Origin of the sequence: Klebsiella sp. K5-45, assembly GCF_030128605.1 — a bacterium.
Taxonomy (GTDB): domain Bacteria; phylum Pseudomonadota; class Gammaproteobacteria; order Enterobacterales; family Enterobacteriaceae; genus Klebsiella; species Klebsiella quasipneumoniae.
Genome location: NZ_JAKUZW010000005.1, coordinates 136,992 through 158,914 on the forward strand (window position 1 = coordinate 136,992; position 21,923 = coordinate 158,914).

16 protein-coding genes, 2 tRNA genes and 2 other RNA genes are annotated in these 21,923 nt (G+C 56.2%); 10 read left to right on the forward strand and 10 right to left on the reverse strand.

Going from position 1 to position 21,923, the window contains the following annotated elements; translation table 11 throughout:
- Positions 1–3: 3 nt before the first annotated feature.
- Positions 4–2,679, forward strand: coding sequence for a bifunctional acetaldehyde-CoA/alcohol dehydrogenase (adhE, locus tag MKS11_RS12135; protein WP_004203165.1), 2,676 nt, complete (start codon positions 4–6; stop codon positions 2,677–2,679).
- 146 nt (positions 2,680–2,825) lie between these two features.
- Here the strand turns inward: adhE and tdk are convergent, their stop codons facing one another.
- Positions 2,826–3,443, reverse strand: a complete 618-nt coding sequence (gene tdk, locus MKS11_RS12140) for a thymidine kinase (RefSeq protein WP_025999297.1) — start codon at positions 3,441–3,443, stop codon at positions 2,826–2,828.
- Positions 3,444–4,004: 561 nt separating this feature from the next.
- Between tdk and hns the strand changes: the two genes are divergently transcribed.
- Positions 4,005–4,412 carry a histone-like nucleoid-structuring protein H-NS gene (gene hns / locus MKS11_RS12145; RefSeq protein ID WP_002910103.1) on the forward strand — a complete coding sequence of 136 codons (408 nt, stop codon included), beginning with the start codon at positions 4,005–4,007 and terminating at the stop codon, positions 4,410–4,412.
- Positions 4,413–4,532: 120 nt separating this feature from the next.
- Here hns and galU read toward each other — a convergent pair whose 3' ends face one another.
- The 3 genes from galU to rssA form a co-directional block, all read right to left on the reverse strand.
- Positions 4,533–5,435 carry a UTP--glucose-1-phosphate uridylyltransferase GalU gene (gene galU / locus MKS11_RS12150; protein ID WP_048324758.1) on the reverse strand — a complete coding sequence of 301 codons (903 nt, stop codon included), beginning with the start codon at positions 5,433–5,435 and terminating at the stop codon, positions 4,533–4,535.
- Between the two features lie 197 nt (positions 5,436–5,632).
- Positions 5,633–6,646, reverse strand: coding sequence for a two-component system response regulator RssB (gene rssB / locus MKS11_RS12155; protein WP_087771276.1), 1,014 nt, complete (start codon positions 6,644–6,646; stop codon positions 5,633–5,635).
- Positions 6,647–6,735: 89 nt separating this feature from the next.
- A complete protein-coding gene (rssA, locus tag MKS11_RS12160; RefSeq protein WP_053810222.1) occupies positions 6,736–7,638 on the reverse strand; it encodes a patatin-like phospholipase RssA in 903 nt (300 codons plus the stop codon).
- Between the two features lie 112 nt (positions 7,639–7,750).
- On the opposite strand from rssA, the gene MKS11_RS12165 reads away from it, so the two are divergent.
- The 6 genes from MKS11_RS12165 to MKS11_RS12190 all read left to right on the forward strand — a co-directional run bounded on the left by MKS11_RS12165 (position 7,751) and on the right by MKS11_RS12190 (position 9,812).
- Positions 7,751–8,209 carry a YchJ family protein gene (locus tag MKS11_RS12165; RefSeq protein WP_017900770.1) on the forward strand — a complete coding sequence of 153 codons (459 nt, stop codon included), beginning with the start codon at positions 7,751–7,753 and terminating at the stop codon, positions 8,207–8,209.
- Positions 8,210–8,251: 42 nt separating this feature from the next.
- Positions 8,252–9,094: a formyltetrahydrofolate deformylase gene (gene purU, locus MKS11_RS12170; protein WP_004203178.1), complete on the forward strand. Its 843-nt coding sequence runs from the start codon at positions 8,252–8,254 to the stop codon at positions 9,092–9,094.
- Between the two features lie 159 nt (positions 9,095–9,253).
- A tRNA-Tyr gene (locus MKS11_RS12175) sits at positions 9,254–9,338 on the forward strand.
- 39 nt (positions 9,339–9,377) lie between these two features.
- Positions 9,378–9,462: transfer RNA gene (locus tag MKS11_RS12180), tRNA-Tyr, on the forward strand.
- Between the two features lie 43 nt (positions 9,463–9,505).
- Positions 9,506–9,637, forward strand: a non-coding RNA gene (locus tag MKS11_RS12185) — RtT sRNA.
- 43 nt (positions 9,638–9,680) lie between these two features.
- A non-coding RNA gene (locus tag MKS11_RS12190) (RtT sRNA) lies at positions 9,681–9,812 on the forward strand.
- Positions 9,813–9,928: 116 nt separating this feature from the next.
- On the opposite strand, the gene MKS11_RS12195 is transcribed toward MKS11_RS12190, so the two are convergent.
- Complete coding sequence (locus tag MKS11_RS12195) at positions 9,929–10,372, reverse strand: Lrp/AsnC family transcriptional regulator (RefSeq protein ID WP_004203179.1); 444 nt, start codon at positions 10,370–10,372, stop codon at positions 9,929–9,931.
- A gap of 107 nt (positions 10,373–10,479) precedes the next feature.
- Here MKS11_RS12195 and MKS11_RS12200 point away from each other — a divergent pair, with 107 nt between their 5' ends.
- Positions 10,480–11,376 carry a DMT family transporter gene (locus MKS11_RS12200; protein WP_032456272.1) on the forward strand — a complete coding sequence of 299 codons (897 nt, stop codon included), beginning with the start codon at positions 10,480–10,482 and terminating at the stop codon, positions 11,374–11,376.
- Here the strand turns inward: MKS11_RS12200 and narI are convergent.
- From narI to MKS11_RS12225, 5 genes are all read right to left on the reverse strand, one after another.
- Complete coding sequence (gene narI, locus MKS11_RS12205; protein ID WP_002910189.1) at positions 11,373–12,050, reverse strand: respiratory nitrate reductase subunit gamma; 678 nt, start codon at positions 12,048–12,050, stop codon at positions 11,373–11,375. The genes MKS11_RS12200 and narI overlap by 4 nt on opposite strands.
- Entirely contained in the window at positions 12,050–12,760 is a 711-nt protein-coding gene (gene narJ, locus MKS11_RS12210; RefSeq protein WP_004203182.1) for a nitrate reductase molybdenum cofactor assembly chaperone, read from the reverse strand. The genes narI and narJ overlap by 1 nt, the downstream gene beginning before the upstream one ends.
- A complete protein-coding gene (narH, locus tag MKS11_RS12215) occupies positions 12,757–14,292 on the reverse strand; it encodes a nitrate reductase subunit beta (RefSeq protein ID WP_004203183.1) in 1,536 nt (511 codons plus the stop codon). Before narH ends, narJ begins: the two co-directional genes overlap by 4 nt.
- Positions 14,289–18,032: a nitrate reductase subunit alpha gene (locus MKS11_RS12220; protein WP_284109545.1), complete on the reverse strand. Its 3,744-nt coding sequence runs from the start codon at positions 18,030–18,032 to the stop codon at positions 14,289–14,291. Before MKS11_RS12220 ends, narH begins: the two co-directional genes overlap by 4 nt.
- Positions 18,033–18,436: 404 nt before the next feature.
- Positions 18,437–19,825, reverse strand: a complete 1,389-nt coding sequence (locus tag MKS11_RS12225) for a NarK family nitrate/nitrite MFS transporter (RefSeq protein WP_049092152.1) — start codon at positions 19,823–19,825, stop codon at positions 18,437–18,439.
- Positions 19,826–20,136: 311 nt separating this feature from the next.
- Between MKS11_RS12225 and narX the strand changes: the two genes are divergently transcribed.
- Complete coding sequence (gene narX, locus MKS11_RS12230) at positions 20,137–21,915, forward strand: nitrate/nitrite two-component system sensor histidine kinase NarX (RefSeq protein WP_017900764.1); 1,779 nt, start codon at positions 20,137–20,139, stop codon at positions 21,913–21,915.
- Positions 21,916–21,923 lie beyond the last annotated feature (8 nt).

Sequence of the window (21,923 nt, forward strand, 5' to 3'; positions counted from 1 at the left end):
ATTATGGCTGTTACTAATATCGCTGAACTGAACGCGCTTGTTGAGCGTGTCAAGAAAGCCCAGCGTGAATATGCCAGTTTCACTCAAGAACAAGTCGACAAAATCTTCCGCGCCGCCGCGCTGGCCGCTGCAGATGCTCGAATCCCTCTCGCCAAAATGGCCGTTGCCGAATCCGGCATGGGCATCGTTGAAGACAAAGTGATCAAAAACCACTTCGCTTCCGAATACATCTACAACGCTTATAAAGACGAAAAAACCTGTGGCGTCCTGTCAGAAGACGACACTTTTGGTACCATCACTATCGCTGAACCTATCGGCATCATCTGCGGTATCGTTCCGACCACGAACCCGACTTCAACAGCCATCTTCAAATCGCTCATCAGCCTGAAGACGCGTAACGCCATCATTTTCTCTCCGCACCCGCGTGCTAAAGAAGCCACTAACAAAGCGGCTGACATTGTCCTGCAGGCTGCCATCGCTGCCGGCGCACCGAAAGACCTGATTGGTTGGATCGATCAGCCGTCTGTTGAGCTGTCTAACGCCCTGATGCACCACCCGGATATCAACCTGATCCTTGCAACCGGTGGTCCAGGCATGGTGAAAGCAGCATACAGCTCCGGTAAACCTGCTATCGGCGTAGGTGCCGGTAACACCCCGGTGGTCATTGATGAAACGGCTGACATCAAACGCGCCGTTGCTTCCGTTCTGATGTCTAAAACCTTCGATAACGGCGTTATCTGTGCTTCTGAGCAGTCCGTTGTGGTGGTTGATTCCGTTTATGACGCGGTTCGCGAACGTTTCGCCAGCCACGGCGGCTACCTGCTGCAGGGTAAAGAGCTGAAAGCCGTTCAGGACATTATCCTGAAAAATGGCGCGCTGAACGCCGCTATCGTTGGTCAGCCTGCAGCGAAAATCGCTGAACTGGCAGGCTTCACCGTACCGGCCACGACTAAAATCCTGATTGGCGAAGTCACCGACGTTGACGAAAGCGAGCCGTTTGCTCACGAAAAACTGTCTCCGACGCTGGCGATGTACCGTGCGAAAGATTTCGAAGACGCCGTGACCAAAGCAGAAAAACTGGTCGCCATGGGCGGTATCGGTCATACCTCTTGCCTGTACACCGACCAGGATAACCAGCCGGCTCGCGTGGCTTACTTCGGCCAGATGATGAAAACGGCGCGTATCCTGATCAACACCCCGGCTTCTCAGGGTGGTATCGGTGACCTGTACAACTTCAAACTCGCTCCTTCCCTGACTCTGGGTTGTGGTTCCTGGGGTGGTAACTCCATCTCTGAAAACGTTGGTCCGAAACACCTGATCAACAAGAAAACCGTTGCTAAGCGAGCTGAAAACATGTTGTGGCACAAACTTCCGAAATCTATCTACTTCCGTCGTGGCTCCCTGCCTATCGCACTGGATGAAGTGATTACTGATGGTCACAAACGCGCGCTGATCGTGACTGACCGCTTCCTGTTCAACAACGGTTATGCCGATCAGATCACCTCCGTACTGAAAGCGGCGGGTGTGGAAACTGAAGTCTTCTTCGAAGTTGAAGCTGACCCGACGCTGACCATCGTACGTAAAGGTGCTGAACTGGCGAACTCCTTCAAACCAGACGTGATCATCGCGCTGGGCGGCGGTTCCCCGATGGATGCGGCGAAAATCATGTGGGTCATGTACGAACATCCGGAAACCCACTTCGAAGAACTGGCCCTGCGCTTTATGGATATCCGTAAACGTATCTACAAGTTCCCGAAAATGGGAGTTAAAGCCAAGATGGTGGCGATCACTACCACCTCCGGTACCGGTTCTGAAGTTACGCCGTTCGCCGTTGTGACCGACGACGCGACAGGTCAGAAATATCCGCTGGCGGACTACGCGCTGACCCCGGATATGGCCATCGTCGATGCCAACCTGGTGATGGATATGCCGAAATCGCTGTGTGCGTTCGGTGGTCTGGATGCAGTAACCCACGCCCTGGAAGCTTACGTTTCCGTTCTGGCTTCTGAGTTCTCTGACGGCCAGGCTCTGCAGGCGCTGAAGCTGCTGAAAGAGTACCTGCCGGCGTCCTACCACGAAGGTTCCAAGAACCCGGTTGCCCGCGAGCGCGTACACAGTGCCGCTACCATCGCCGGTATTGCGTTTGCTAACGCCTTCCTCGGCGTGTGCCACTCCATGGCGCACAAACTGGGTTCCCAGTTCCATATCCCGCACGGTCTGGCCAACGCCCTGCTGATCTGCAACGTTATCCGCTACAACGCGAATGACAACCCGACCAAGCAGACCGCGTTCAGCCAGTACGACCGTCCGCAGGCTCGTCGTCGCTACGCTGAAATCGCCGATCACCTGGGTCTCTCCGCACCGGGCGACCGCACCGCAGCGAAAATCGAGAAACTGCTGGCATGGCTGGAAAGCGTGAAAGCTGAGCTGGGTATTCCGAAATCTATCCGCGAAGCTGGCGTTCAGGAAGCTGACTTCCTGGCCCACGTTGATAAGCTGTCTGAAGATGCATTCGATGACCAGTGCACCGGCGCTAACCCGCGCTACCCGCTGATCTCCGAACTGAAACAGATCCTGCTGGATACCTACTACGGTCGCGAGTTCGTCGAAGGCGAAGCCGCCGCGAAAGCCGAAGCGGCACCAGTGAAAGCTGAGAAAAAAGCGAAAAAATCCGCTTAATCAACAAGCATAAACGTTCTGCAAGCCCCGTCATCTGACGGGGCTTTTTTTTGCCTGCCGTCAGCCATGCTTTAACCCTGCTAACCCAACGGAGCGCAGGCAATAAAAAAGGCGCCTACAGGCGCCTGGACGAGCTTCTGCGCGTATTAGCAGGGGCGGTGCAGGTTTTGTACCTGGGTTAACGAGCCGACGCTCAGCGCTTCTTTATAATGCTTACGACAGACTGAAACGTATCGTTCATTACCGCCGATGACGACCTGCTCGCCCTCATTATAAGGACGCCCCTCCTGATCGAGGCGCAGCACCATGCTAGCCTTTCGTCCGCAGAAACAGATGGTTTTTAGCTCCACCAGCTTATCTGACCAGGCCAGCAAATACTGGCTACCGGTGAAGAGCTCACCGCGAAAGTCTGTCCGCAGGCCATAGCAAAGCACCGGAATGTCCAGCGTATCGACAACTTCAGACAGCTCATGAACCTGCTCGCGCGTCAGAAACTGGCTTTCATCCACCAGCACGCAGTGAATCGGTTTTAACTTGTGCTCTGCGGCAATATCGTTATATAGCGACGTCTGTGGATTATACAAACGGGCCGGCGATGAGAGACCGATACGCGAGCTAACTTTTCCGGCGCCAAAGCGGTCATCAATCTCAGCGGTATAAACGACGGTACGCATCCCCCGCTCCTGGTAATTGTACGAAGATTGCAACAGAGCGGTCGACTTACCTGCATTCATTGCAGAGTAGTAGAAATAAAGTTGTGCCATCGGCTGCGTGACCCCAATCAAAGTGTTTTATCGCGGCGGCGATTATACCATATTTTATGCGTACAGCCGCCCGTTTAGCAGGGGTATTGTATCGCAGCCGAAGAGCCTGCAAAGCCAAAGGATTAAGAGGATGAATTGAATTTACAGGGCCATTATTTGTGCGCCCCGTTACGCTACTGGCGGGGTAACCATTGTCTTTTCGTGCTTATAGGGCGGTTAACTATGGGGCTATAAGCTGGGCCGCACGTTGTTTTATATTAAGTCTCGTAACCAAAAATGCGCTAATACTGACGAGGGTTATTTACCCATGTAAAGGATAATTTTTCTCACCGTACCTCAGAAAAAGCATACCGTCTCAGGGTTTTAGCTTACCTTCTCCTCATCGCTATAAGGATGAAAGATGTGAAGCGGCACGGGAATTTTAACTTAAATTAATTAATTCTCGCGACAAATAACCAGTAATTTTGAATTCCTTACATTCCCCCCTATTGCACAACGCATTTTATCGCTCTATTATTAGTTCAACAAACCACCCCACAATATAAGTTTGAGATTACTACAATGAGCGAAGCACTTAAAATTTTGAACAACATCCGTACTCTTCGTGCGCAGGCAAGAGAATGCACCCTGGAAACGCTCGAAGAAATGCTGGAAAAATTAGAAGTCGTTGTTAACGAGCGCCGTGAAGAAGAAAACGCCGCCGCAGCAGAAATTGAAGAACGTACGCGTAAGCTGCAGCAATACCGTGAAATGCTGATTGCTGACGGTATTGATCCGAATGAACTGCTGAGCACCATGGCAGCCGTTAAAGCCGGTACCAAAACCAAGCGTGCTGCACGTCCGGCTAAATACAGCTATGTCGACGAAAACGGCGAAACCAAAACCTGGACCGGCCAGGGCCGTACCCCGGCGGTGATCAAAAAAGCAATGGATGAGCAAGGTAAATCACTGGACGATTTCCTGATCTAATCTCCGTTGTTTTGATATAAAAAATCCCGCTGCGGCGGGATTTTTTTTGCTCCAGGGCCGATATAAAAAACCGGGAGCGCATTGCGACTCCCGGTTTTGTGCTTTCAGCAGCGCTGCGGATTACTTCGCAACCGCGGTTTCCAGCCAGGCTTTAAAATCGTCACCCAGCGTTTTGTGGCGAATACCATATTCGACGAACGCCTGCATGTAGCCAAGCTTATTACCGCAGTCATGGCTCTTGCCTTTCATATGATAAGCTTCGACCGTCTCTTTTTCGATCAGCATATCAATCGCGTCAGTCAACTGAATTTCATCACCGGCACCCGGAGGTGTCTTCGCCAGCAGCGGCCAGATATCGGCGCTGAGGACATAGCGCCCCACCACCGCCAGGTTGGACGGCGCGACGTCAGCTTTCGGCTTCTCTACCACACCCACCATCGGTACGCTTTCGCCCGGCTGCAGAGACTCACCTTTGCAGTCAACCACGCCATAGGCGGTCACGTCCTCGACAGGCTCAACCATAATCTGGCTGGCGCCGGTCTCATCGAAACGAGAAATCATCTCCGCGAGGTTATCGCGGCTCAGATCGGATTCATATTCATCCAGAATAACGTCTGGCAGAATAACCGCGACCGGCTCATCACCCACTACCGGATGGGCGCAAAGTACCGCGTGCCCCAGACCTTTCGCCAGGCCCTGACGAACTTGCATAATGGTTACGTGCGGCGGGCAAATAGACTGCACTTCTTCCAGCAGCTGGCGTTTTACGCGTTTTTCCAGCATCGCTTCCAGCTCAAAACTGGTATCGAAATGGTTTTCGATAGAGTTTTTGGACGAGTGCGTTACCAGAACAATTTCAGTAATTCCTGCAGCGATACATTCATTAACAACGTACTGAATTAACGGCTTATCTACCAGCGGCAGCATTTCTTTTGGAATCGCTTTGGTGGCCGGCAGCATCCTGGTGCCTAATCCCGCAACCGGGATAACCGCTTTTCTGACTTTAGAATTAAGGGCAGCCATTGAAATCTCCTGGACTGTTTGTTTTTTAAACTTCTCGTTACAAATAACGTGTCGAGTATATCAGTCAACCGCGTATTCACTGGTCTGAAAAGCTTCCGATAGCCTCGAATTAGGACTTTTACGCATAAAACTGCTCGATGTTACCACCGGTAAAGGGCAACGGGTAATCCCGTCTGCTTAGATATAACCGTAATTGCTCATTCCGCAGACAACATTAAGCGTAAACGCCCTCCAGCCCCCCAAATTTGGCACTGCCATGAGGTACAACGCTGGCTAATTTGGTTAAGGTAAGCATCACCCAACGTTCCCAAAGGAACGCCATTACTAATCTGAATTTGATGCTCACCGGTATTCAGCGTGCCATTGAGCCCCGCCGACACCAGAATTAAATTTTTCAGTCCGCTGTGGTAATACCCCACTAACAAAGGAAACTGACCGGGAAGGTTTGCCTGACGCAGCAGCTGATTCACCTGTTTTAGCAGACTCCCCATTTCTGGAAGCCGTTGTCCCTGAGGCGCCAGTTGCTCCTGTAACAAGCCATTGAACAACGCGCGCAATAATAAAGCTGCCAGTACGCCATTATCTCCTGCTCGTGTGACATCCAGACAATAGAAGGCCAAATCATTGTCCGAGAGCGGCGCGATATCGAGTACCAGACCGGGTTTATCCGCCGACACCAGCTGGCGATAATGAATGCGGCAGTGCGACATTTCCTGTTGCACCGGCGGCTGTAATTCCTGCAGTAATCGTGAGGCGGCGGTAGGATTACTGACCAGCGCGTCCCAGTCCTCAAATAGACGCTCTTCCTCTTCCACACGTGAACTGAACATCGCAGGATAGAGGCACGCATAAACGGTTTCACGCAGGCGATTGAAATCTTTTACTGGCTTTAACAACACGTCCTGAACGCCAAGCCGCAACGCTTTGGCTATATCGGCCATGTTTTCGGTAGCGGAAATCATCAGGATCGGTAGCTGTTCGCCGCGATTACGCAACGTCTCCACCAGCTCCAGACCGTTCATTCTCGGCATCGAAATGTCGCAAATCATCAGGTCCGGATGCACCTCCGTCATTTTATGCAGGGCATCCTTGCCATCTTCTGCCTGGAAGGTCGTTGCTCCCAGCGAGGTCAGCCATCCATGCAAGAGTGAGCGGAAAACGGGTTCGTCTTCAACTATCAGAATCTGTTTTCCCGCCAATGGCTGCGTCATGATATCTCCCCTGGCTGACGATAATTCAATAGTGGCACGCTATTCTCACTATCGCCTGTCAGAATTTGCTTAAGTCAGGTACTCGTGCGTCAAATCGCGGTACGCACTAAGGGTAATAATTCATCCATTTTCTTTTCTACCGCCAGCTGCCCTGCGGTAATCGCCTCGCCGGCGCGATGGAAATCAAGCGTCGAGACTTGTGGACAGTACGGTTGCAACAGGATATCCGGCGGGTCACCCGCCATACGATTGCGTTTAAGACGATTCTCCAGGACCTGGATAGAAGTGGTCATGATCTCCATCGCCGTCGGCGTCACGGCCGTCCGGCGGGAACTCATTTGCGTCAAGCGTGCGCGCAGACGAGTATGCCATGGCCCCTCCTTCGCTTCGGCTTCCCGCCGCGGCGCTTCGAGGGAGAATAAATCCTGCTGCATAAGGTGGGCATCATGTTGCAGATCCACGGCAATCACGATATCGGCCCCCATTGCCCGCGTAAGCGACACGGGAACCGGATTGACCACCGCGCCATCGACCAGCCAGTAACCATTATGCCTTACCGGCGACATTAACCCCGGCATACTGCAGGAGGCTCGAATCGCTAAATGCAGATCGCCTTCGGTAAACCACAGCTCCCTGCCAGTGCTTAAATTTGTCGCGACGGCGGCAAATCGCCGTTCGCAGTGTTCGATATCGGTCACGGGCATGATGCGGCGATAATGATTGAATACCTTTTCACCCCGCAACAGTCCACCGCGGCGCCAGGAGAGGTCCATCAGTTTCAGAACGTCCCAGTTGCTGAAAGAGCAGACCCAGGACTCAAGGGCCGGGAGCCGGTTACAGGCATACGCCGCCCCTACCAGCGAACCGATAGAGCAACCGGCCACGATATCAATCTCAATGCCGGCCTGCTGGAGGGCGTTGATGACGCCAATATGCGACCATCCGCGGGCGGCACCCGCTCCTAACGCCAGACCAATTTTAAGCTTTCTCATTAGTACTGATAACTATCCTTCCACTCTGAGCGTGGCAACATTGTCACGGCTCAGTTAACATAAAGCCCTTTGGCGTAGAACCGCCGTTACTCATTCTTCCATGGAGGCAGTTTTGTCGCAATTATGCCCCTGTGGCAGCGCACTGGAGTATAGCTCATGTTGCCAGCGATATCTGTCCGGCGCTGAGCTTGCGCCAGGCCCGTCACAGCTTATGCGCTCCCGTTACAGCGCGTTCGTCATGAAAGATGCCGACTATCTGATCAAAACCTGGCATCCGTCCTGTCAGGCGCGGCAGTTTCGCGCCGAACTGGAGAAAGGCTTTGCCCACACAGAATGGCTGGGCTTAACCCTGTTCGCCAGCGATGAAGGACGAGCCGCAAATGAAGGCTTTGTCAGCTTTATCGCCCGCTTTAATGACAATAACCGCCCGGGCGCCATTATTGAACGTTCCAGATTCTTAAAAGAAAATGGACAGTGGTACTATATCGACGGGACACGACCGCTGATTGGCCGTAACGACCCCTGCCCTTGCGGTTCAGGTAAAAAATTTAAAAAATGCTGCGGCCAGTAACGCTGCCGCAGCGCTTGCAAACACTACAGGATTTTCCTCGCGATGCATTCATTACAACGTAAAGTACTACGCACTATTTGCCCTGATCAGAAAGGCCTCATCGCGCGTATCACCAATATCTGCTACAAGCACGAACTTAACATTGTGCAGAACAACGAATTTGTTGACCACCGTACCGGTCGTTTCTTTATGCGCACCGAACTGGAAGGCATTTTCAACGACGCTATTCTGCTGGCCGATCTGGACAGCGCCCTGCCGGAAGGCTCGATTCGTGAACTCAATCCGGCAGGCCGCCGCCGGGTGGTGATTCTGGTGACGAAAGAGGCCCACTGCCTCGGCGATCTGCTGATGAAAGCCAATTACGGCGGGCTGGATGTCGATATTGCCGCGGTTATTGGTAACCATGACACCCTGCGCCCGCTGGTGGAACGTTTTGGCATCCCGTTTGAACTGGTCAGCCATGAAGGGCTGAGCCGCGAAGAGCACGACAAACAGATGGGCGACGCGATTGCCGCCCACGAGCCGGATTACGTGGTGCTGGCCAAGTATATGCGCGTGCTTACGCCGGAATTTGTCGCCCGTTTCCCGAACAAGATCATTAACATTCACCACTCGTTCCTGCCGGCGTTTATCGGCGCGCGTCCGTATCATCAGGCCTATGAGCGTGGCGTGAAGATCATCGGCGCCACCGCCCACTACGTGAATGATAATCTGGACGAAGGCCCCATCATTATGCAGGACGTCATTCACGTCGATCATACTTATACCGCAGAAGATATGATGCGTGCCGGGCGCGATGTCGAAAAAAACGTATTGAGCCGGGCGCTGTATCAGGTACTGGCGCAGCGCGTCTTCGTCTACGGCAACCGGACGATTATTCTTTAATCGACTGAGAAATGAATTGGTTAGCTTTACGGCGTTACGGGTAAAAATCAGGCAACCAGTTTATTTTTGTCAAAGGAATGCTTTACAGGGGCGCATCATTTGGTATGATGCGCCCCGCTTCCCGAGAAGGAAGCAGGCCAGTACTAAGCATTACCCCGTGGTGGGGTTCCCGAGCGGCCAAAGGGAGCAGACTGTAAATCTGCCGTCATCGACTTCGAAGGTTCGAATCCTTCCCCCACCACCATTCAATGTGCTGAATAGCCTACAATGTGATTTTACCCCTGGTGGGGTTCCCGAGCGGCCAAAGGGAGCAGACTGTAAATCTGCCGTCATCGACTTCGAAGGTTCGAATCCTTCCCCCACCACCATCCCTTCATGTATTACCCAGCTTACTCCACTTGCGATACTCTATATTCTGCCCTACGGGGAAGGATGAGAAGCTTTGACTAAGGTTCGACTCGAGCGTAGCGAGAGAACGTTGCCGAAGGCAACGGCCCGAAGGGCGAGGCGCTTTAGCGCCGAGTTATCCTTCCCCCACCACCATCCCTTCATGTATTACCCAGCTTACTCCACTTGCGATACTTTATATTCTGCCCTACGGGGAAGGATGAGAAGCTTCGACTAAGGTTCGACTCGAGCGTAGCGAGAGAACGTTGCCGCAGGCAACGGCCCGAAGGGCGAGGCGCTTTAGCGCCGAGTAATCCTTCCCCCACCGCTGTTGCACTCTCGTCAGCCACCTGTTCTGCTATCTCCTCGCTCGCGCTTCGCTTAGCGAGGCTACAGGTGTGCCGTCTGGTAGTCCGGTCAGGTGCGCCGCACCGCCTCCGGGAAAACTCACAGCGGGGGCAGTCGCCTCTTCACCGGCGAACTTTTCACCACCGAGGTATTGCACTGCGCAAATTCGGCCAGGCCGTCCAGTAGCGTATCCAGCTGGGCAATATCACGCACCACCAGTCGCATCACGAAACAATCCTCTCCGGTCACTTTGTCACTTTCGATGCACTCCGGCATCGCCTGGATATATTTATCCACCTTCTGCAGTAGACCAGGCAGCGGCCGAACCCGCACCAGCGCCTGCAGGCTGTAGCCCAGCGCGGCGAGATTCACCCGCGCCCCATAGCCCTGAATCACGCCCCGCTCCTCCAGGCGCTTCACCCGCTCGGCGATGCTCGGCGAGGTCAGCCCCACCCGCGCGCTCAATACCTTCAACGAGACTCTGGCATCCTGAGTCAGGCAAGTAAGGATCGCCCGGTCAATTTCATCAAGTACGTCATTCATGTTTTTTACCTAATTATGAAAGGGATTTCCCCCTGTTTGCCTTAATTCAGCCATGTCAGGCTGTCAGGATTTTTCGCACAATACTGGAAAACTTCTGGAGGTGAAATATGCAAATTACCCGCGGCGTCTGGCAAATGAGCCTGGCGATGATAATTTCTGGCTCGATCGGCGCGTTCGTGCTGCTCACTGGTTTGCCGGTAATTGATGTGGTGTTCTGGCGCTGCCTGATTGGCGCGCTCACCCTGCTGCTGTTTATCGTTCTCAGCCGCCAGCCCTTCAGTCGTCTCACGCGCTTCACCCTCGCCCTCGCGGTACTTGGCGGCATCGCGCTGGTCATCAACTGGCTGCTGCTGTTTGCCGCCTACTCGCGTATTTCAATTGGCATGGCCACGGTGATCTACAACACCCAGCCGTTTATGCTGGTGCTGATGGGCATGGTGTTGGGGGAACGGGTCAGCGCCGTAAAATGGGGATGGTTACTGTTGGCCTTCGGCGGCGTGGTGATCCTGCTGTCAAGCGAGCTTGCCCCGACGCACGGCGAAAGTCTCACGGCCGGCGTTTTGCTGGCATTAGGCGCGGCATTTTTCTATGCCCTGACCGCCATCATCGCCCGCAAACTGCATCCGCTCCCTGCTCAGCATATTGCCTTTATTCAGGTGCTCGTCGGCGTCGTGATGCTGCTGCCGCTGGTGCAAATGCCCGACTTTTCTGCCAGCTTCCCCTGGCGCTATCTGCTGATCCTCGGTGTCGTCCATACCGGGATCATGTATCAGCTTTTATATAGCGCGATACAGAAGCTGCCGACGCCCATTACCGGTTCGCTCTCCTTTATTTATCCGTTGATGGCGATGGGGGTCGACTATCTGGTCTTCCATCATGCGTTAACCCCTATGCAGTTGCTCGGCGGGATGCTTATTCTATTTGCCGCCGCCGGGAATAACCTCGGCTGGGGCGAAAAAAAACCCCGCCAGGGCGGGGTCAGTCAGCGGTCGCGGGCCAGTTAGCGACGGGCGCGGACAATCTGGTATTTGCGCGTCAGGTACTCTACCGGCGCGCTCCAGATATGAACCAGACGAGAGAATGGGAACAGCAGGAACAGGGTCATACCCAGCACCAGGTGGACGCGGAAGATAAACGCCACGCCATCCAGGTGCTGCGACGCACCGCCGTGGAAGGTGACCACCGACTGCGCCCAGCCGACCAGCTTCATCATTTCGCTGCCGTCCATATGCTGGGCAGAGAATGGGATCGTCAGTAGACCCAGCGCACACTGCACCATCAGCAGGGAGAGGATCAGAATATCCGCGCCGGTGGTGGTGGCGCGCACGCGTGGGCTGAGCAGACGACGCTTAAGCAGCAGTAAACCGCCCACCAGGGTCATCACGCCGCAGGCACCGCCGGCGATCATCGCCATCTTCTGCTTGACGTCGATCGGCAGGAAGGATTCATACATCCAGTGCGGGGTCAGCATGCCGAGGAAGTGGCCGGCGAAAATGCCGAGGATGCCGATATGGAACAGGTTCGACGCCAGGTTCATTCCCTTACGGTCCAGCATCTGGCTGGAGGCGGCGCGCCAGGTGTACTGACCGTAGTCGTAGCGCAGCCAACTGCCGATCAGGAACACTGAACCCGCAATGTACGGATAAATGTCAAAGAAGAACATATTCAGGAAGTGCATTATTGCTGTCCTCCGTTAGAGATATTCAGATATTGCGGGGCCACGGCTCCGGCAAAACGACGCTGGTGAGCGGAAATCTCCGACTCGCCGCAGCCCTGGTCGGCAAAGAATTTCACCTGTTCTTCTTCCCAGACCGCGTCCAGCGCCTGCGGCGTATCGTCGCGGGCTTCGTCGGCAATCTTCTCCGCCACCTTCTGGCTGTCGACCTGAGTGTTTGCCAGCTTCAGCAGCAGTTCGAACAGCACCGCATAGCGGCTCTCGCGCTGCTGCAGCCGCGCGCTGAGCAGGCCGAGGATCGGCGCAACGTCCCGCAGGCCGCCAAGCGCTTCCTCTTCCGGCAGCTGCGCCAGATACTCCAGATACAACGGCAGATGATCCGGCAACTCATGGCTATCGAGCAGCAGACCGTGGCGCTCATACTGCGCCATCAGATCAACCATCGCCTGCCCGCGATCGCGGGATTCGCCGTGCACGTGTTCAAACAGCAGCAGCGAGGTGGCCCGGCCGCGGTCAAACAGTTCGCTATAGGCCGCCTGGGCATCCAGCGGATCCTGAGTCAGCAGATCGCGCAGAAAAACGCCCAGCGCGTGAGCATCCTCTTTGCTGAGTTTCTCTGATGACGCAAGCGCCTCGAACATCTCCTGCTGATGCTGCCATAAGGCAGCGTCAGGGTATTCGAGCAGGCGCGACACAATCACAAGTTCAATCATGCGTGCGGCTCCGTTTTGCTGGTCACGTCGATGGCGTCGATGCGACGGCTGTTGAACAGGTTGAACTGGCTGTCAGAGCCGTGGCAGCCGTCACCAAAGCTAAAGCCGCAGCCGTTTTTCTCCGGAAACGCTTCCCGCGCCTGTTCACGATGGCTGCTTGGCACCACGAAACGATCTTCGTAGTTAGCGATCGCCAGGTAGCGGTACATCTCCTGAGCCTGCGCTTCGCTTAAGCCCACCTCATCCAGCGCGCGGGTATCGACAACGCCGTCAACGGTTTCCGCCCGCTTATAGTGACGCATCGCCAGCATCCGCTTCAGGGCCAACAGGACCGGTTGGGTATCGCCGGCGGTCAGCAGGTTCGCCAGATACTGCACCGGAATACGCAGGCTTTCCACGTCCGGCAGGATCCCATTGCTGCCGAGTTCGCCGGCATCGGCGGCGGACTGAATCGGCGACAGCGGCGGCACGTACCAGACCATCGGCAGGGTGCGATATTCCGGGTGCAGCGGCAGGGCCAGCTTCCAGTCCATCGCCATTTTCCAGACAGGCGACTGCTGCGCGGCTTCAATCACCCCCTGCGGTACGCCATCTTTCAGCGCCTGCTCAATCACTTTCGGGTCGTTCGGATCGAGGAACACGTCCAGTTGACGCTGATAGAGATCTTTCTCGTTCTCGGTGCTGGCGGCATTTTCGATCGCATCCGCGTCATACAACAGGACGCCGAGATAGCGGATTCGGCCCACGCAGGTTTCGGAGCATACCGTCGGCATTCCGGATTCAATACGCGGGTAGCAGAAGATGCACTTTTCGGACTTTCCGCTCTTCCAGTTGAAGTAGATTTTCTTGTACGGGCAGCCGGTGATGCACATCCGCCAGCCGCGGCACTTGTCCTGGTCGATGAGCACGATGCCGTCTTCTTCACGCTTATAGATGGCGCCGCTCGGGCAGGTCGCGACGCACGCCGGGTTCAGGCAGTGCTCGCACAGGCGCGGCAGATACATCATGAAGGTGTTCTCGAACTGGCCGTACATCGCCTTCTGCATGTTGTCGAAGTTCTGGTCTTTGGCGCGCTTTTCAAACTCGCCGCCGAGGATCTCTTCCCAGTTCGGACCGCTGGTGATCTTGTCCATCCGTTGGCCGGTGATCAGCGAGCGCGGACGGGCGATCGGCTGGTGTTTACTCTCCGGGGCGTTATGCAGGTTCTGGTAGTCGTAATCGAACGGCTCGTAGTAATCATCGATGCCCGGCAGATGCGGGTTCGCGAAGATTTTACCTAACAGCATCGCGCGGTTGCCCATGCGCGGCTGCAGCTTGCCGTTGATTTTGCGGATCCAGCCGCCCTTCCATTTCTCCTGGTTTTCCCAGTCGTTCGGAAAACCGACGCCAGGCTTACTCTCCACGTTATTGAACCAGGCGTACTCCATCCCTTCCCGGCTGGTCCAGACGTTTTTACAGGTGACCGAGCAGGTGTGGCAGCCGATGCACTTATCGAGATTCAGCACCATGCCGACTTGTGAACGAATTTTCATTTTACGCTCTCCTGTACCTGGTCATTGCCTTCGCCGTCTAACCAGTTAATGTTCTTCATCTTACGTACCACCACAAACTCATCGCGGTTGGAGCCGACGGTGCCGTAGTAGTTAAAGCCATAGGCCAGATGGCCATAGCCGCCGATCATATGGGTCGGTTTCGGCGTAATACGGGTAACCGAGTTGTGGATCCCGCCGCGCTGGCCGGTAACTTCAGAGCCTGGCAGGTTTACGATGCGTTCCTGCGCGTGGTACATCATGGTCATCCCGGCCGGCACGCGCTGGCTCACCACCGCGCGCGCCGTCAGGGCGCCGTTGGCGTTGAACACTTCGATCCAGTCGTTATCTTCGATCCCCAGATCTTTCGCATCCGCCTCGCTCATCCAGACGATCGGTCCGCCGCGTGACAGGGTCAGCATCAGCAGGTTATCGCTGTAGGTCGAGTGGATACCCCATTTCTGGTGCGGGGTCAGGAAGTTCAGCGCCTTCTCCGGGTTGCCGTTGGACTTCTCGCCCATCACCGCTTTCACCGAGCGGGTGTCAATCGGCGGACGATAAACCAGCAGGCTTTCGCCAAAGTCGCGCATCCACTGGTGATCCTGATACAGCGACTGACGACCGGACAGGGTACGCCATGGGATCAGCTCGTGAACGTTGGTGTATCCGGCGTTATAGGAGACGTGTTCGTCTTCCAGACCTGACCAGGTCGGGCTGGAGATAATTTTCCGCGGCTGCGCCTGAATGTCGCGGAAACGGATCTTCTCGTCTTCTTTGTTCAGCGCCAGGTGCGCGTGCTCACGGCCGGTGATCTCGCTCAGCGCTTTCCACGCCTTCACCGCCACCTGACCGTTCGTTTCCGGTGCCAGGGTGAGGATCATCTCCGCGGCGTCAATGGCCGTCTCCAGCTTCGGCTGACCTTTCGCCGGGCCTTCCGCCTTGGTGTAGTTGAGCTTACGCAGCAGGTCCATTTCGCTCTGGGTATTCCAGGCGATGCCTTTCCCGCCGTTGCCGATGGTTTCCAGCAGCGGACCAATAGAGGTGAAGCGCTCGTAAGTCGCCGGATAATCACGCTCGACCGGAATAATATGCGGCGCGGTTTTCCCCGGAATCAGGTCACATTCGCCCTTCTTCCAGTCTTTGACGTCCAGCGGCTGCGCCATTTCCGCGGCGGAATCATGCTGGATCGGCAGCGTAACGACGTCGGTTTCTTTACCGAGGTGGCCCACGCACAGTTCTGAGAATTTCTTCGCGATACCTTTATAGATATCCCAGTCGCTCTTCGATTCCCAGGCCGGGTCAACGGCCGCCGACAGCGGATGAATAAACGGATGCATATCCGAGGTATTCATGTCGTCTTTTTCATACCAGGTGGCGGTCGGCAGCACGATGTCGGAGTAGAGACAGGTGCTCGACAAACGGAAGTCGAGGGTCACCACCAGGTCCAGCTTGCCGTCGAGGCCGTTATCTCGCCATTCGACTTCTTCCGGCTTCACGCCACCCTGCTTGCCAAGGTCTTTGCCCTGAATACCGTTCTCCGTACCCAGCAGGTATTTGAGCATGTACTCATGGCCTTTACCGGAGGAGCCCAGCAGGTTGGAACGCCAGATAAACAGGTTACGCGGATGGTTTTTACCGTTTTCCGGCTGCTCCGCCGCAAAGCGAATCGAGCCCTCTTTCAGGGATTTGACGGTGTAATCCACCGGCGTCATGCCGGCTTTTTTCGCCTCATCGGCGATGCGCAGCGGGTTAACGCCCAGCTGCGGCGCCGACGGCAGCCAGCCCATCCGCTCGGCGCGGACGTTGAAGTCGATCAGATGGCCGCTGTAGCGGGATTTATCCGCCATCGGCGACAGCAGCTCCTGCGCGGTCACGGTTTCATAGCGCCACTGGCTGGAGTGGTTGTAGAAGTACGAGGTGCTGTTCATATGGCGTGCCGGACGCTGCCAGTCAAGGGCGAACGCCAGCGGCTGCCAGCCGGTCTGTGGACGCAGTTTTTCCTGGCCCACATAGTGCGCCCAACCGCCACCGCTCTGGCCGACGCAGCCGCAGAAGATCAGCATGTTGATCAGACCGCGGTAGTTCATGTCGAGGTGGAACCAGTGGTTGAGACCCGCCCCGACGATAATCATCGAGCGACCATGGGTTTTATCGGCGTTATCGGCAAACTCGCGGGCGGTACGGATGATATGCGCGCGGGAGACACCGGTAATTTTCTCCGCCCAGGCCGGGGTGTAGGCTTTCACTTCATCATAGCTGGCGGCGCAGTTGTCATCGTTCAGACCGCGCTCCAGGCCATAGTTGGCCATGGTCAGATCGTACACGGTGGTCACCAGCGCGCTGGAGCCGTCGGCCAGCTGCAGGCGTTTGACCGGCAGTTTGTGCAGTAGAATGTTTTCAAGAGCGACTTTGTTGAAGTGCTCAGAACCTTCGCCGCCGAAGTACGGGAAGCCAACGTCCGCCACCTCGTCATGGCTGCCGAGCAGACTCAGACGCAGCTCAATCTCTTCGCCGGTTTTGCCATCGCGCTGTTCGAGGTTCCATTTGCCTTTATCGCCCCAGCGGAATCCGAGGGAACCGTTCGGCACGGTGAGATCGCCTTTCTCGTCAAAGGCGACGGTCTTCCATTCCGGATTCTTTTCCTGACCAAGGGAATCCACGAGGTCGGACGCGCGCAGCGTGCGGCCGGCGGCGTAATAGCCGTCGCGCTCCTCAAGCATCACCAGCATCGGCATGTCGGTGTAGCGACGCACGTAATCGGTGAAATACTGGCTCGGCTTATCAAGATGGAACTCACGCAGCATCACGTGGCCCATCGCCAGCGCCATCGCGGCATCGGTACCCTGCTTCGGCGCCAGCCACAGATCGCAGAGCTTGGCGATTTCGGCGTAGTCCGGGGTGATGGCCACGGTTTTGGTCCCTTTATAGCGAACTTCGGTAAAGAAGTGCGCATCCGGGGTACGGGTCTGCGGCACGTTGGAGCCCCAGGCGATGATATAGCTGGAGTTGTACCAGTCGGCGGATTCCGGCACATCGGTCTGCTCGCCCCAGGTCATCGGCGAGGCCGGCGGCAGGTCACAGTACCAGTCGTAGAAGCTCAGGCAAGTGCCGCCGATCAGCGACAGGTAACGGGCACCGGAGGCGTAGGAGACCATCGACATCGCCGGGATCGGCGTGAAGCCGGCCACGCGGTCCGGACCGTAAGTTTTCACGGTATAGACGTTGGAGGCGGCAATCAGCTCGTTCACTTCCTGCCATGAGGAGCGGACAAACCCGCCGCGACCGCGAGCCTGTTTGAAGCTTTTGGCTTTATCGGCGTCTTCGATAATCGAGGCCCATGCCGCGACCGGATCGCTATGCTGAACCTTCGCCTCCCGCCACATTTTCATCAGGCGTTTGCGCATCAGCGGGTATTTCAGGCGGTTCGCGCTGTACAGATACCAGGAGTAGCTGGCGCCGCGCGGGCAGCCGCGTGGTTCGTGGTTTGGCAGGTCCGGACGGGTGCGCGGATAGTCCGTTTGCTGGGTTTCCCAGGTCACCAGCCCGTTTTTGACATAAATCTTCCAGCTGCATGAACCGGTGCAGTTAACACCGTGAGTGGAACGCACAATTTTGTCATGCTGCCAACGTTGACGGTATCCATCCTCCCAGTCCCGGTTGGTGTTTAGAAGCTGGCCGTGCCCATCGGCAAAGGTTTCACCCTTCTGTTTGAAGTAGCGAAACCGGTCCAGGAATTTACTCATCGGGTTTCTCCTGATATGGAGCCTGACGGCTCTCTGATAAATCGACATTGCTGGATTTGCAGCGAAGGTAACGCCATGAAAGCGGGCGGGAATTGATAGCGATCAATACGGACTGGCTTGTTAACGTGGCGCAAATTGGCAATTACCACCAAGGTGGTACAAAACTCAGCTTTTTAATTTGATGTTTTTTAAGGTTTTTTAGCGAAAAATAGCTCGCCAGACGCGGGATGGTTCACCAGGGAGGTATTAAGGGGTAGAGCGGTGACGCTGGCAAGCCGTCCCTCCCCGGCTCAGTGGCCAAAATGAATAAAAACGCTCAATAGTATGTTGTAACTAATTAAGCCAGTAAAAAAGGCGCCTCCCTCAGGAGTGCGCCTTTATGAAGCGACATCGACTATGGCGAATTACTGACGCTTACGGCCGTATACCGCCCAGGTGATGATTACGCAGGCAATATAGAAGATCAGGAAGACTTTCATCGCGCCGGCCGGCGAGCCGGTCAGATCCAGCGAGATACCAAACGCCTTCGGAATAAAGAAGCCGCCGATGGCGCCAATGGCGGAAATAAAGCCCAGCGCCGCCGCGGTATCGGTCGCCGCCTCGCGCATCGCCTGGGCTTCGCTGCCGCCCTGGGCCTTCACCCGGTCCATGGTCAGCTTACGGAAGATCACGGAGATCATCTGGAAGGTGGAGGCGCTGCCCAGCCCGGCGGTAAGGAACAGCACCATAAACACTGCAAAGAAGGCGATGAAGTTGCCGCCCTGGCCATTGGTCGGCAACGTCAGGAACAGCAGCGCGCAGAAGACAGCCATCACCACGAAGTTCACCAGCGTCACGCGGGTACCGCCGAGACGGTCGGAGATCGCCCCGCCCATCGAACGCGCCAGCGCGCCAATAAACGGACCGAAGAAAGCGTAGTGCAGGATCTGCACGTCCGGGAACTGGGTTTTCGACAGCATGGCAAAACCGGCGGAGAAACCGATAAAGGAGCCGAAGGTCGCCAGATAGAGCAGCGCCATGATCCACAGATGCAGGCGTTTAAGCACCGGCAGCTGTTCGCTCAGCGAGGCTTTGGAAGCGGACAGGTCGTTCATAAAGAACCACGCCGCCAGGGTGAAGATAATCAGGAAAGGTACCCAGATCCACGCGGCGTTTTCCAGATACAGTATCGAGCCATCCGGCTGCTGGCTGCCGGTCCCGCCAAAAATGGCAAACACCGAGACCGACACCACCAGCGGTGCGACCAGCTGCATCACGCTGACGCCCATATTGCCGAGGCCGCCGTTGACGCCCAGCGCCCCGCCCTGCTTCGCTTTCGGGAAGAAAAAACTGATGTTGGCCATACTGGAGGCGAAGTTGGCCCCGGCGAAGCCGCACAGCAGAGAGATGATGACGAAGACGCTAAACGGCGTGGAAGTATCCTGGACCGCAAAGCCCAGCCACACGCACGGCACAATCATGATCCCGGTGCTGAACACCGTCCAGCGACGGCCGCCGAACAGCGGCACCATAAAGGCGTACGGCACGCGCAACAACGCGCCGGAGAGCGCCGGCAGCGCGGTCAGCATAAACAGCTGATCGGTCGTAAACTGAAAGCCCACTTTGTTGAGGTTAACGGCAACGGCGCTGAACAACATCCATACGCAGAACGCCAATAACAGACAGGGAACGGAGATCCATAAATTGCGGCTCGCCACATGGTGGCCGCGCTGTTGCCAGAATTCAGGATCTTCAGGCCGCCAGTCGGTAATGACCGAGCGATTAGCCTTCTCCGGGAGGGAAGATTGACTCATAGATACCTCTGATTATTCATATTTCCTGCCGCTACCTTAGGGGTTGCCCGGGGCGGTAAGTTGATATAAATCAAAGGAAAAGCGCGGACTAATTTGTGCAAAAATAGACCATGCTCCGAAGTGAGTAGAGAATGGTGGGAAAAAAAGTGTGGTTTTTCACACGGCTGCCGGGATGCGTATAACCCCTCTCCCAACGGTGCCTACCACCGACAATTAAGGAGTGACTCTTTGGGGGTATGGGTATACTCCAGGGGATAGCCGAGAATAAGCGCCACTCCCGGAGACACGACCGGTCAGGAGCCACGCATTCCATGTTAAAACGTCTTTTTACCCCGCTGACGCTGGTCAATCAACTGGCGTTGATCGTCCTGCTTGCCACCCTTACAGGCGTCGCCGGCATGGCGATCTCCGCGCGCCTGGTCAACGGCGTGCAGGGCAGCGCGCACGCCATTAACAAAGCTGGGTCATTACGCATGCAGAGCTACCGGCTGCTGGCGGCGATCCCGCTGAATGAACACGATCAAAAGCTGGTCGATGATATGACCGCCACCGTCTTTAGTCCGGAGCTGCAAAACTCCGCCCGCCGCGACGGACAGGAGCGCCAGCTGCAGGCCTTGCAGCAGTACTGGCAGTTGGCGCTGGCTCCCGGCATGCAGCGCGCGGTCAACCAGGCGGAGGTCGCCCAGGATGTCGCCGACTTTGTCGATCGTATCGACCAGCTGGTGACCGCATTCGACCATACCACCGAGCAGCGTATCGAACGGGTGGTCTGGATCCATCGCCTCCTCGCCATCGGCATGGCGCTACTGCTGATCTTCACCATCATCTGGCTACGCGCCCGACTGCTGCGGCCATGGAAACAGCTGCTGAGCATGGCGCGAGCGGTGAGCCAGCGTGATTTCACCCAGCGGGCGCACATCAGCGGGCGCAACGAAATGGCGACTCTCGGCATGGCGCTAAATAACATGTCGGAAGAGCTGGCGGAAAGCTACGCCGTGCTGGAGCGCCGGGTGCAGGAGAAGACCGCCGGGCTGGAACAGAAGAACGAGATCCTCGCCTTCTTATGGCAGGCCAACCGCCGGCTGCACGCCAACGCCCCGCTCTGCGAACGCATTTCGCCGGTGCTGAACGGTCTGCAGGGTCTGACGCTGCTGCGCGATATCGAGGTGCGGGTCTACGACCTGGAAGATGAAGACAACCATCAGGAGTTTACCTGCCACTCGGATAATGAATGTGATGACATGGGCTGCTACCTCTGCCCACGCAACCTGCCGCCGCTACCGGATGGCGGCACGACGCTGAAGTGGCGGCTGTCGGATGCGCATAATCAGTACGGCATCCTGCTGGCGACGCTGCCGGTTGGCCGTCATCTCAGCCACGATCAGCAGCAACTGGTGGATACGTTGGTTGAACAACTGACCAGCACCCTGGCGCTGGACCGCCATCAGGAGAAACAGCAGCAGCTGATCGTCATGGAAGAGCGGGCCACTATCGCTCGCGAGCTGCATGACTCCATCGCCCAGTCGCTATCCTGTATGAAGATGCAGGTCAGCTGCCTGCAGATGCAGGGCGACGCGTTGCCGGCGGAGAGCCGCCAGCTGCTGGGGCAAATTCGTAACGAGCTGAATACCTCGTGGGCCCAACTGCGGGAGCTGTTAACCACCTTCCGCCTGCAGTTGACCGAGCCGGGCCTGCGCCCGGCGCTGGAGGCCAGCTGTCAGGAGTACAGCGCCCACTTCGGCTTTACGGTGCAGCTTGATTATCAGCTTCCGCCGCGCTTTGTGCCGTCGCATCAGGCCATACACCTGCTGCAGATCGCCCGCGAAGCGTTAAGCAACGCCCTGAAGCATGCCAGCGCGACGGAAGTGACCGTGACGGTGTCACAACGCGATAACCAGGTCCGTCTGGTGGTGGCGGATAACGGCCGCGGCGTGCCGGACCACGCCGAGCGGAGTAACCATTACGGTTTAATTATTATGCGGGATCGCGCGCAAAGCCTGCGCGGCGACTGTCAGGTTCGGCGCCGGGAAACCGGCGGGACCGAAGTGATCGTCACGTTTATCCCGGAAAAAACGTTTTCCATCCAATAAGGAGACCC